The 12,141-nt window shown below is 39.7% G+C and carries 13 protein-coding genes and 1 tRNA gene; 6 read left to right on the forward strand and 8 right to left on the reverse strand.

The genetic code is table 11. From position 1 onward, the window contains the following. Positions 1-61: 61 nt before the first annotated feature. From N6B01_RS05530 to cysE, 4 genes are all read left to right on the forward strand, one after another. The gene (locus N6B01_RS05530; RefSeq protein ID WP_262080286.1) at positions 62-730 is read left to right on the forward strand and encodes a hypothetical protein; all 669 of its coding nucleotides are present in this window, start codon (positions 62-64) and stop codon (positions 728-730) included. 701 nt (positions 731-1,431) lie between these two features. Next, positions 1,432-1,905 carry a DUF192 domain-containing protein gene (locus N6B01_RS05535; RefSeq protein ID WP_262080287.1) on the forward strand — a complete coding sequence of 158 codons (474 nt, stop codon included), beginning with the start codon at positions 1,432-1,434 and terminating at the stop codon, positions 1,903-1,905. A 6-nt stretch (positions 1,906-1,911) separates the two neighbouring features. Then, positions 1,912-2,691: an alpha/beta fold hydrolase gene (locus N6B01_RS05540; RefSeq protein ID WP_262080288.1), complete on the forward strand. Its 780-nt coding sequence runs from the start codon at positions 1,912-1,914 to the stop codon at positions 2,689-2,691. A 60-nt stretch (positions 2,692-2,751) separates the two neighbouring features. Further along, positions 2,752-3,582 (forward strand): serine O-acetyltransferase, encoded by an 831-nt coding sequence (gene cysE, locus N6B01_RS05545; RefSeq protein WP_262080289.1) that lies wholly within the window; start codon positions 2,752-2,754, stop codon positions 3,580-3,582. 24 nt (positions 3,583-3,606) lie between these two features. Here cysE and N6B01_RS05550 read toward each other — a convergent pair whose 3' ends face one another. The 4 genes from N6B01_RS05550 to folE all read right to left on the reverse strand — a co-directional run bounded on the left by N6B01_RS05550 (position 3,607) and on the right by folE (position 5,449). Continuing rightward, complete coding sequence (locus tag N6B01_RS05550) at positions 3,607-3,966, reverse strand: DUF488 domain-containing protein (protein ID WP_262080290.1); 360 nt, start codon at positions 3,964-3,966, stop codon at positions 3,607-3,609. A 156-nt stretch (positions 3,967-4,122) separates the two neighbouring features. After that, positions 4,123-4,207, reverse strand: a tRNA-Leu gene (locus N6B01_RS05555). A gap of 208 nt (positions 4,208-4,415) precedes the next feature. Continuing rightward, positions 4,416-4,829 carry a phosphoribosyl-AMP cyclohydrolase gene (gene hisI, locus N6B01_RS05560; RefSeq protein WP_262080291.1) on the reverse strand — a complete coding sequence of 138 codons (414 nt, stop codon included), beginning with the start codon at positions 4,827-4,829 and terminating at the stop codon, positions 4,416-4,418. Further along, the gene (gene folE, locus N6B01_RS05565) at positions 4,826-5,449 is read right to left on the reverse strand and encodes a GTP cyclohydrolase I FolE (protein ID WP_182419302.1); all 624 of its coding nucleotides are present in this window, start codon (positions 5,447-5,449) and stop codon (positions 4,826-4,828) included. Before folE ends, hisI begins: the two co-directional genes overlap by 4 nt. Positions 5,450-5,772: 323 nt before the next feature. On the opposite strand from folE, the gene N6B01_RS05570 reads away from it, so the two are divergent. Further along, positions 5,773-6,204, forward strand: coding sequence for an iron-sulfur cluster assembly scaffold protein (locus N6B01_RS05570; RefSeq protein ID WP_262080292.1), 432 nt, complete (start codon positions 5,773-5,775; stop codon positions 6,202-6,204). 12 nt (positions 6,205-6,216) lie between these two features. Next, positions 6,217-6,588 (forward strand): membrane protein insertion efficiency factor YidD, encoded by a 372-nt coding sequence (gene yidD, locus N6B01_RS05575; protein WP_262080293.1) that lies wholly within the window; start codon positions 6,217-6,219, stop codon positions 6,586-6,588. A 157-nt stretch (positions 6,589-6,745) separates the two neighbouring features. Here the strand turns inward: yidD and N6B01_RS05580 are convergent, their stop codons facing one another. From N6B01_RS05580 to N6B01_RS05595, 4 genes are all read right to left on the reverse strand, one after another. Next, positions 6,746-8,200, reverse strand: a complete 1,455-nt coding sequence (locus N6B01_RS05580) for an NAD-dependent succinate-semialdehyde dehydrogenase (RefSeq protein WP_315973331.1) — start codon at positions 8,198-8,200, stop codon at positions 6,746-6,748. Between the two features lie 161 nt (positions 8,201-8,361). Continuing rightward, positions 8,362-9,639 (reverse strand): 4-aminobutyrate--2-oxoglutarate transaminase, encoded by a 1,278-nt coding sequence (locus tag N6B01_RS05585; protein WP_262080296.1) that lies wholly within the window; start codon positions 9,637-9,639, stop codon positions 8,362-8,364. A 211-nt stretch (positions 9,640-9,850) separates the two neighbouring features. Continuing rightward, entirely contained in the window at positions 9,851-11,278 is a 1,428-nt protein-coding gene (locus tag N6B01_RS05590) for a PucR family transcriptional regulator (RefSeq protein ID WP_262080297.1), read from the reverse strand. Positions 11,279-11,359: 81 nt separating this feature from the next. Continuing rightward, on the reverse strand, positions 11,360-12,112 hold the full coding sequence (locus tag N6B01_RS05595; protein WP_262080299.1) for an amino acid ABC transporter ATP-binding protein: 753 nt from the start codon (positions 12,110-12,112) through the stop codon (positions 11,360-11,362). Between the last annotated feature and the right edge of the window lie 29 nt (positions 12,113-12,141).

Genomic DNA, 12,141 nt, shown 5'->3' on the forward strand with positions numbered 1-12,141 from the left:
AACATTTAGCGGATTTAAATAGGTTATTCACAGTACTTATTATCTATAAAATTTGGTAAAAATGTTAAAAAACATCAATAAATTGGTCTTGGTAGTAGGTCTTGCTTTAGTTTTAGCAAATGCACCGCTGCAAAATGCATTTTCCAAAACCGATCAGCCAGATTTTCGTGGGATTTTGGATAATAATATACCTGATCCTGAAAGTGCCTTTGGTCCTTTTAATGGTGATGACGCCAACAAAAATAGCTTAATCGGCCATTCTTTACCAATTGTTTTATATGATGAAACTGCTTTGCCCGCTAAAGTTCGTGATATGCGTTTAAACATTATTAAAGCGGCTAAGACAGGCGAAATCGAAGCATTAAGACCCTTGCTTGGCACTGGGATTAACGAAACCCAATTAAGGTTGACAGACGAAGAAGGCGATCCAATAGAGTTCTTAAAAGAGATTTCTGGCGATGGAGAGGGACTTGAAATTCTGTCAATTATCATTGACTTACTTAATTCAGGTTACGTCCATCTTGATCAAGGCACTGAACAAGAAATCTATGTTTGGCCGTATCTATTTGCCTATCCAATAGATAAATTAACCAAAGCTCAAATGGTTGAAACTTTCCAGATTATGACTGCGGGTGACTTTGAGGCGATGAAAGACATTGGTGCTTATTCTTTTTTTCGCATCGGTATAACACCAGATGGCAAATGGCAATTTTTTGTTAGCGGTGATTAGGGGCTGAAAGATTATTTTATCACACAGTAAGCCACTCTTGCTCCACCACCAAGTGGTTTGGGATGGCTGTAAAATTTACCTAATTTAGGTGCAAATACCAGAAAATTGGCGTTGCATCACTATCGACCAAATATCGGGGGAAGTTACCAAGATGCCCGTTGTCATCCCAAGGAGTTGAAAGTTTTTTGTTCTTTGGAAGGGGTTAAGTGACTGCTTGTTAAACTGGTGGAATTATCTTTTCGCCATTTAATCTGGATTGCTATGAACATGAAGCCCATGAATCACAGGTGCTAGATATTTTAGATGGAGTATAAATACCAAGTCATAATAAGATAGCTCAAAACTAATAGTGCCGTTTTCTTTCCCGGGCTTTTATCGGTCGCTGCAAAAAAATCTATGCTAATGCTATTTACACGATAATTTTTTTGTGCTTGTGGAGCTTGTGGTAATGAAAATGTACTAAGTAGCAATGCTATTGCTAAATATTTTTCATTTAATCCCCCTTTTAAATTTAAGTATGCCGATGGTGAGACTTCGCCACATAATTAATTTTTGACGAAAGCATATTTCATATTTATAGCGTTAATTTATGCGGGCGGAATTTTATATGCGGTAAGTTGATTTTTGTTAATCAAATTTCTACTTGCAAAATAGACCATGGTTTTGCATGGTGAAAGTTATTTCACCGTGGGGATTTATTAATGAAAACGATATTTGCAGCTATAGTTTCTTTTTTGATGCTTTCAACGAATGCTATGGCACAAGAGGCAATGCGCATTCCTGTAGATTCTGCGCCTATCAGTTTTTTAACTGCTAGTGGGGCGCATAATTACTCTGTTGAAGTTGCTCAAAAACCTCAGGAGTTGGAAGCGGGTCTAATGTTCCGCAAGGATTTACCTCATGATAGAGCTATGCTTTTTGTTTTTGCAATCCAGCGCGATGTTATGATGTGGATGAAAAATACTCCTTTACCACTTGATATGGTTTTCGTTGATAATAATGGCAAAGTTGTTTCACTTGCTTATAATACGACACCAGAATCAACTATTCTTATTTCTTCAGGTTTTCCAACTCGCTATGTTGTTGAATTGAATGCTGGTGAGATTGATAAGATGAATTTAAAGCAAGGTGATTGTGTTGTTCACCCTGCAATAGCAGTAAAATGTGTCAGGTAATAATTTATGCTAAAAGATGATGTGAATTTTTTTGAAAGTGATGGTTACACTCTTGCCTATCGCGATAAAGGAAATGGGCAACCTATTTTACTCATTCATGGTTTTGCATCATCTTCATGGGTTAATTGGGTTGCGCCCGGATGGTTTCGTACGTTGAATGATGCTGGTTATCGGGTAATTGCCATTGATAATCGCGGCCATGGATTTTCACAAAAAATTCACGATGAAAAAGCCTACACACCTGAAGCAATGGCCGATGATGCGGTTCGTCTTCTTGATCATCTTGGTATAGAAAATGCGCATATCATGGGTTATTCCATGGGCGCAAGAATTACAGCATTTGCTTGTTTGCGACATGCAGCACGAGTGCAAAGTGCGATTTTTGGCGGTCTTGGCATTGGTATGGTAACAGGTGCTGGACGATGGGAGCCTGTTGCTGAAGCTTTGTTGGCTGACGATATTGCAAGTATTAACAACGAACGAGGTTTGATGTTTAGAAAATTTGCTGATCAAACCCAAAGTGATCGCTTAGCTTTAGCTGCTTGTGTTATTACGTCGAAAAAGGAACTCACCGCAGCTGAAGTTTTTAAAATAAAACAACCCGTTCTTGTGGCTGTTGGTAGTAACGATGAAATTGGCGGCGATCCCGTTGCTCTAGCAGCATTATTACCTAATGGTGAACCCTTGGTAATTGAAGGGCGAGATCACATGTTGGCAGTAGGTGATAAAATATATAAAAAAGGTGTTTTGGAATTTCTCGCTCGTCATCCTATTGGTCGCAGATAGATTTTGTCTGATAGGTGCCGTTAAATTAGCTTTATAGTGACGATTGGAAAGATGAGCTAGATGAATTCTTCTGCCACTCTTATTTCTTTTGATAGAAAATATGACATTGGTGATTTATGGAGCCTTATATATTCAGAGGCAGAAGCGGCTATAGTCAATGACCACACCATGTCAGGGTTTCTATATCCCTCTGTTTTAAATCATCAAAGTTTACGCACGGCAGTGATTAATCGGCTTGTTGATCGACTTTATCATTATGATCTTGATCAGGACGTGTTACGGCAAACTTTAACCGAGGCTGCCGCAACGATTGAAAATTTTGATGAAATGTTAAGTGAAGATATTGCTGCAGTTTTTGATTTGGATCCTGCCTGTCATCGTTTAATGGACGCCTTATTATATTTTAAAGGCTTTCATGCCTTGCAAACCTATCGACTTGCCAATGCTTTATGGCAGGCGGGGCGCATAGATTTTTCCTATTATTTGCAAAGTCGATCATCTTCAGTTTTTCAAACAGATATTCATCCTGCTGCAACCATTGGTAAGGGTATTTTTCTTGATCATGCCACGGGTTTAGTTATTGGTGAGACTGCTGTTGTTGAAGATCATGTTTCTATTCTTCATAGTGTAACATTAGGTGGTACTGGCAAGGCTGGCGGTGATCGCCATCCTAAAATTCGGCATGGTGTTTTGATTGGTGCAGGTGCAAAAATTTTAGGCAATATTGAAGTTGGTCATTGTTCAAAAATTGCTTCAGGTTCAGTTGTTTTAAAAGATGTACCTGCAGGTGTTACAGTTGCCGGCGTGCCAGCGCGCATCATAGGTGAGGCGGGTTGTACTGAGCCTGCACGCAATATGGACCAAACCTTAATTGCAGGAGATGGCATTTAAATATACTTATTCATGATTTGATTATCAATCATTGCTAAGTTGTTCTAAATAATCTTTTAAAACAACCGCATTATTATGTTCGCTGTCATGAGCTGCAAAGAGTAAGCTTACGATGTTGTGTGTCTTTATACTGTCTATAAAGGCTTGTATTTTTATACTATTTTGATCAAGTTCGTTCTTATATTTTTCAGTAAATTCGGGCCATTTTTCAAGGTCATGATTAAACCATTTACGCAAATCTGCACTTGGTGCGATATCTTTGCACCAATCATCTAGTTTGGCTTTGTCTTTTGATAGCCCCCTTGGCCACATGCGATCTACAAGAACTCTCCAACCATCGTCATTTGTTGGCGTTTCATAGATATGTTTAATTTGTAATTTCAAAGCTAGGCCTTTTAGATTAATCGATGCGAAAATAATCAATGATAGTCAATGTCTTTATGTCTGAAAAAATATAGGAGCGTTTTAGCTGCTATCTCAATTAGTGGGTCTTAAGGCTAAGTGACAACAAAGCTAAAAAATCTGTAAGTAGATTTTTAATGGTGCGGTCGAGAAGACTCGAACTTCCACGGGTTGCCCCACAGCGACCTCAACGCTGCGCGTCTACCAATTCCGCCACGACCGCACGTGGTAGAAGCTAAAATAAATCAGCTAGCGGCATGTAACAAATGTGTAACTTTATGACAAGCACTTTTTTTTAAATATAACAATTTTTTTAGATCTTCGTAATCTTAGCGCTTAAATGAAGCAATATGTTTCCTAAAAGGTAAGGCAAGTGCGTTTAACGAGCAAAATTAAAGCAAAGATGCTCAATTATCTCATTAAGCCATTATTCATTGAACCTTTAACAATAGTGATTTGCCATTTTTATCTTGAATGCTCCGATAAAAACAACTCTGTCTGCCCGTATGGCATGTGGGTCCGTGACCCTCCACTTCAACTTTAAGCAAAAGTGCATCTTGATCACAATCGACAAGAATTTCTTTTATGTGTTGCATATTGCCTGAAGTTTCGCCTTTCTTCCAAAGTGACTGGCGAGAGCGTGACCAATAATGAGCAATGCCAGTGCTTAAAGTAAGCTCCAACGATTCTTTGTTCATATATGCTAGCATCAAAACTTCATTGGTTACATGGTCGCAAGCAATGGCTGTAATTAAGCCATTTTGGTCAAAGCGCGGCGCAAACATATCGCCTTCTTCCTGCTTTTCCTTATCAATAAAAGGCGAAGAAAATTTTTCAGATTTCATCGAAATCCCCTAATCATATTCATGAATTGCGCTTGTTCTTGCGGATTATTTTCATAATGACCACGAAATGCTACCGTTATCGTTGTTGAACCCTGCTTTTTTACCCCGCGCATTGCCATGCATAAATGTTCCGCTTCAACTAAAACAGCGACACCGCGCGGCTTTAAATTATTGTTGATTGCATCGGCTACTTGGGCGGTCATTGTTTCTTGCGTTTGCAGTCGGCGGGCAAAAACATCAACGACTCTTGGCAGTTTTGATAGGCCAACCACGCAATTATCAGGAAGATAAGCAATATGGGCTTTGCCAATGATCGGCACCATATGATGTTCGCAATGGGAAAAAAATTCAATGTCACGAACAAGTACTGGATCATTATAGCCAGCGACTTCTTCAAATACTGTTCCTAATATATCTTCTACCGATTGCTCATAACCGCCAAATAATTCACCATAGGCTTTGGTAACGCGTGCAGGAGTCTTAACCAAGCCTTCACGATCGGGATTTTCGCCTGCCCATAATAGCAATGTGCGAACGGCTTGTTCAGCCTCTTCACGACTTGGGCGTTTTTCAATAGATAATGGTTTTTTACTAACGGGATTCTGCACGAAAACATCCATTCTAAATTTCAAACTTTTGTTTAATTTTACTCGTTAGCTTTATAAAATAATCATAAAGCTAACAGTCAACACTTAATCACTTACGGCCGTATTTAGTTCCCTTTATTCTTTACTAAATAACATAAATTAGAAAATATCTAAGAGTGGCAGTAAGCTCATATGGTCTATTAATTTGAATCGGTTATAATTGATATGACTTCATATTGGAGAATATATAGTTTACCTTTATATGGCATTAAAGGAATTTCAATCCTATATAATGGTTTATTCGTGGAACGAAAGTCCCAATCACTGGATTTAGATGGATTTGGTATAAATAAATTATGATTGATGACATTTATAATAGCAAAATATTATCAGCGGCAGCTCATATTAGCCTAACTGGTCGCCTTAGTGATGCTGATGCGTCATCGCGCCAGCACTCTAAAATTTGTGGGTCGATTATTACTGTCGATATTAAAATAACTAATGGCATTGTTACAGAATTTGCCCAAGAGGTGCGCGCTTGTGCGTTAGGGCAAGCCTCAGCATCGTTGCTAGCCAATCATGTTATTGGTGCAAGTACTCGAGAGTTGATGGAGCTCAAAGATGTTATGTATGCCATGCTTAAGGAAGATGGTCAGCCGCCAATAGGCAAGTTTGAAGAACTTGGTTGTCTGCAACCAGTAAAGGACTTTAAAGCCCGTCACGCATCAACTCTGTTAGTGTTTGACGCAGTTGTTGATTGTATCCAGCAAATTGAAATCACAGCTTAGAAACCAAGGGTAATGGTAGATCAAAATCGCTATAATCGCAATTATGATGGTCCATGGCGCAAAACACCGGGGCGAATTCTAGGCATTGTGTTCATTCGCTTTTATCAGCTCACGCTTTCATCATTGATTGGCAATCAATGTCGCCATCTACCCACATGTTCTGAATATACTTATGAAGCAATAGCGCGTTTTGGACTGTGGAACGGTGGTTTTATGGGATTATTTCGTATTATGCGTTGTGGCCCGTTTGGAACCCATGGAATTGACCCTGTGCCAGTTGTTTTGGATGATTATTATAGATGGTATTTACCATGGCGGTTTTGGAAAATTGCAAAGCAAAAAAAAGATTCAAAAAAATGCAATTGCAAGGATAAGGTTGAGTGATTATTTATTTAAAGCAATTGGTTAAGTTCGAATTTCAATTTTTTTTTATGAATGTTTTTAGCCTGATTTTTCTAATTGAAAAAGGCTTCATTAAAGAATGAAGCCTTCTTATCATTTTATAAATTTTATATATCTTATTGCAATCACTTGTTATGGTTTAAGCAATTTCACCAAGGCAGACATATTTAATCTCAACAAAGTCATCAATGCCAAAATGTGAACCTTCGCGACCAAGGCCAGATGACTTGATACCTCCAAACGGTGCTTCTGCTGTTGAAATAAGGCCGGTATTAACCCCAACCATGCCATATTCTAATGCTTCACTAACGCGGAATACGCGGGCTAAGTCCTTAGCATAGAAGTAGGATGCAAGACCAAATTCAGTATCATTTGCCTGTTGGATAACGTCATCCTCATTGGAAAAGCGGAAAAGTGGTGCAACAGGGCCAAAAGTTTCTTCACTGGCAACCAACATACCCTTGGTTACATCGGCAAGAACGGTTGGCTCAAAGAAAGTACCACCAATGGCAGACGGCTTACCACCGGTTAATACACGTGCACCTTTGCTGACCGCGTCTTTAACATGCTGCTCGACCTTTTTAAGGGCAGGCTCATCAATCAGCGGTCCAAGAATAACGTCTTTTTCCATACCATTGCCAACTTTTAATTTGGCAATAGCATCAGTTAATTTTTTAGCAAATATGTCATAAACGCCATCTTGAACGTAAATACGATTGGCGCATACGCATGTTTGACCATTATTGCGGAATTTGGCAATAATGCTACCGGCAACAGCTGCATCAATATCGGCATCATCAAAAACGATAAAGGGTGCATTGCCACCAAGTTCTAGGCCAAGTTTTTTAATTGTCGGTGCGCATTGCGCATAAAGCTTTGCACCAACTTCAGTAGAACCAGTAAAGGTCAGTTTGCGTATAATTGGGCTGTCAGTCATCACCTTGCCAATTTCTCTCGCGCTACCAGTCACCACAGAAAAAAGACCGGCAGGGATACCGGCACGCTCGCCAAGTATGGCAAGGGCAATGGCTGAAAATGGAGTTTGAGACGCAGGTTTTAACACCATGGCGCAACCAGCTGCTAATGCGGGGCCTGCTTTGCGAGTAATCATTGCATTTGGAAAGTTCCATGGCGTTATCGCGGCGACGACACCAATTGGCTGCTTCATCACGAGGAGACGTTTGTCCCGCTGATGACCGGGGATGATTTCACCATTAATGCGGCGTGCTTCTTCAGCAAACCAGTCAATAAAGCTTGCACCATAGTCAATTTCGCCAATAGCTTCATTAAGTGGTTTACCTTGTTCAAGGGTGAGAATTTTGCCAAGATCTTCGCGGTTCTCTACCATAAGATTGAACCATTTACGCAAAATAAGCGAGCGTTCCTTAGCCGTGCGTTTTGCCCATTCTTTTTGAGCCGTTTCAGCAGCTTTAATCGCCTCCAGAGTCATTTCCTGTGTACAGTTAGGAATATAGCCTAAAATTTCGCCCGTTGCAGGGTTAGTAACTTCTGTGCCATTATCTTTGCTGCCTGCAATCCATTTGCCAGCGATATAGGCGGCCTGTTTAAAAAGTGTATTGTCTTTCAACATAATATCAATCCTATCCCATTGCTTCTTATTCAATATTTTTGGCTTTACGGGAAAGCCAATCCGCTTAATTACAGCGAGAAAACTAGAGCACCTAGTTGTTGTAACTTAAATAATTGTGCTCTAGTGTCTTTTGTATTTAATGCTAGGTATTGAAAAAGCGCAAATTAACTTACCGCTTTAACTTCGCGGATTGATTGCTCTAAAATATCAAGAGCTTCATTAAAAATCTTATCGTCAACCGTGATTGGCGCCAAAAAGCGGATAACATTGCTATAGACACCACAGGTAAGCAAGATAAGCCCTTTTTCGAGAGCCTTAAGACGGATTTTATTCGCAAAGTCAGCTGATGGCTTGCCATTTTTGTCAAAAAATTCAACTGCTGTCATGAAGCCTGGACCACGGATATCCTTGATTTCTGGCACATCATCCTGAATTGAAGCCAAACGTTGGCGCAAGCGCGAGCCAAGCTGGTTTGCTCTTTCACAAAGCCCTTCTTCCTTAATTACATCAAGCACAGCTAGAGCTGCTGCAATGGCTAATGGATTACCGCCATAGGTGCCACCAAGGCCGCCCACGCCTGGGGCATCCATGATTTCAGCCTTGCCAGTAACTGCTGATAGTGGGAAACCGCCAGCTAAGCTTTTTGCCATAGTGATAAGGTCTGGGGCTACGTCATAATGATCCATGGCGAAAAGTTTGCCTGTTCTTGCAAAGCCTGTCTGTACTTCATCAGCTATCATAACAATGCCGTGTTCATCACAGATTTCGCGAACGCGATTCATTAATTCTGCTGGTGCTTGATAAAAACCACCTTCACCCTGAACAGGTTCTAGAATAATGGCTGCAATGCGCTTTGGATCAATATCTGCTTTAAGCAGCGTATTTAACGCGTTTATACTATCTTCAACGGTTACATCATGTACTGAATAAGGGTAGGGAATATGGTAAATATCACCAGGCATTGCTCCAAAGCCAACTTTATAAGGGACGACCTTACCAGTTAAAGCCATGCCCATAAATGTACGGCCATGAAAACCACCGGAGAACGCAATAACGCCATCACGCCCTGTATAAGCGCGAGCAATTTTAATTGCATTTTCAACCGCTTCAGCGCCGGTAGTTACAAAAACAGTTTTTTTCTTAAAATTACCAGGTGTTGCTGCATTGAGTTTTTCAGCAAGCTCCACATAATTCTCATAAGGCACAACCTGATGGCAAGTATGGGTAAAGCGATCAAGCTGCTTTTTTACCGCTTCAATAACTTTTGGGTGGCGGTGGCCAGTGTTAAGCACTGCAATACCCGATGCAAAATCAATAAAGCGGCGGCCTTCTGCATCCCAAAGTTCAGTGTTTTCTGCTTTATCTGCAAAAATTGGCGTAGTTACACCAACGCCGCGAGCAACGGCATCTGAGCGGCGCTTTGAAAGTTCTGTATTTCCCATGATTAAATCCTCCATATTCGCTTAAAAAACTGTATGATTGGATCAAAAGATAATTTGATTGAAACTATTATAGATCATCCACGTATTTATCATTTTGACACTTGTTGAGGATAGATTAACCTATTTTTTGTCAAAAAATATAGACAATCTGTATAATTATATTTTATTATTTATACGTTTGGGATATTGGTTGGCTCTTTTATTATTGAAATTACACGGAAAATATTTTGGCAATTTTTAAAGCGAGCCATATTTTATTGCGGTTATCAGCATTTTGGATATCAAGACCGGTAAGGTCATTAAAGCGTTCCATGCGGTTGCGAATAGTGTGGCGGTGGACATTAAGCTTTTGTGCCGTTTCATGGAGGTTAAAACCACTATCTAGCAACATCTCGATGGTCGTAAGTAATTCAGCAGATAGGTCTTTGTGAAGTATGGCGTTTTTGAAAGCTTTGGCTGAGATGGGATCCAATAAACCAAGCATGGTTTCAATTGCCATATCATCGCTATCATAAAGGCCTGCTGTTGAGTTTTGCGCCAGCATTTGTGCTTGCCGTAAGCCCGTATGTAACTGATCTGCTTTAACTGGTTTACTAACCCCTATGCTACAATTGGGACAAATAATCAGCAATGGCGCTAAAAGTTGTTTAGGGGATAATCGGGATGAAATTGCAAAAAAAACAATAATTTCATTGTTGTAAATCTGAATTATCGAGTCTTTTGGTAAGTTCGTGGCAATTAAATCTGCTGTCTTTTTCAAATGACCATTAAGCGGTTTTACAAAAGCAAATCCGAAATTGCTATCAGGGTCAAAGCCAAGTGAAAAAAGCTTATGCCTTATTTCTTGTAAAGGTAAAAATGATTGCATCAGCATGGAAAATATATCAATTTTTAAACGGCTTTCAGCCCGGTTTACCGCATTGGTGCGATTGATAATAATTCTTGCTGCCAAAATCATTTCATGGATAAATGCCTTATCGGTTAATGAAAAATCTTGCGATTTGCGTTTAATGCGCAATTCAATTGTATTGGTGCAAGAAAAGCTGGTAAAATCATTATGTTGGTTTATTGCTTCCTTTGCTTTGGCGCCCTTACTGCGTACCGCCTCGGCTAAGATATTTTTATCCTGCTCAATGATTTGGCAGTCTGCCAATAAGCTATTGGCTAGCCGCATAGTAATATCGGAAAGATGTAATTTTTCATCAATGGCATCGTCAAGAATTTGGCTGTAATAGGATGTATTGCCAAGTTGGCTTGGCTTATCGACAAGCTGTTCTGCTGCAATCTGTGTTATATGGGCAAAACTTAATTCATAAGGCACTTCGCATAAGGGTAGTTTAAGAGCATTTGCTCTTTCAATCATGATGGCTGGAATTTTACTAAATTTAAGCCCTATACCAAAGCCAATGCCAGCAACTCCACTTGAATAGAGTTGATCCATGTAGCGGATCATTGCCGCATCATCATTAAGGTTCCAACCTGATATGAGATTAAACTCACCACCTCTTAACCAGCGACGTGGCTCAGGATTATCGGAAGCAATTACCCAGTTAATACGGTTTTTAAGCCCCTCAAGACCTGCAATGGGAATGAGAGCAGGTTTAGTCATGCTACAAAGGCGTTCAACGGTTAGGGGCATAATTTATAATCTTTAAGTTTTGCTTTTAGTTACTTACAATTAAATGAACTATAAATTTTTACATCATTTCAGCATATTCATTTATAGTATTTGCTCTAAAAATGTTTTTGTGCGTGCATTTTGCGGATTGGTAAAAAGATTTGTTGGAGTATTTATTTCCATAATTTGTCCCTCATCCATGAAGATAATACGATCTGCTATTTCGCGAGCAAAAGCCATCTCATGGGTAACACAAATCATTGTCATACCAGTTTTGGCAAGTTCCTCGATTGTATCTAAAACTTCTTTTATCATTTCAGGATCAAGCGCCGAGGTTGGTTCATCAAAAAGCATGATTTTAGGGCTCATACACAAAGAACGAGCAATTGCGGCACGCTGCTGTTGTCCACCCGATAATTGTCCGGGATATTTATTGGCTTGATCCCTGATGCGGACCTTATCCAAATAATCAAATGCTAAATCATTCGCAGTGCTGCGGTTCATATGGCGAACCCAAATTGGGGCTAAAGTACAATTTTCTAAAATGGTTAAATGGGGGAAAAGATTGAATTGCTGAAAAACCATACCAACTTCACTGCGAACCTTATCAATATGGCGGCTATTGGAATCAAGCTGGATACCCTCAACCGTGATTTGTCCACTTTGATAGGCTTCCAATGCATTTATGCAACGGATCATAGTTGATTTACCTGATCCTGAGGGACCGATAACCACAATTTTTTCACCCACCGTGACAGATAGATTAATATCACGCAAAACATGGTTGTCACCAAACCATTTATTGACCGTTTTCATTTCAACGGCAAGTGGACTGTCATTTGTTTGGTCAATCATGATGTTATTCATTTCATTAGTTTTGTAAT

This window comes from Bartonella sp. HY406 (assembly GCF_025449315.1).
Classification (GTDB): Bacteria; Pseudomonadota; Alphaproteobacteria; order Rhizobiales; family Rhizobiaceae; genus HY038.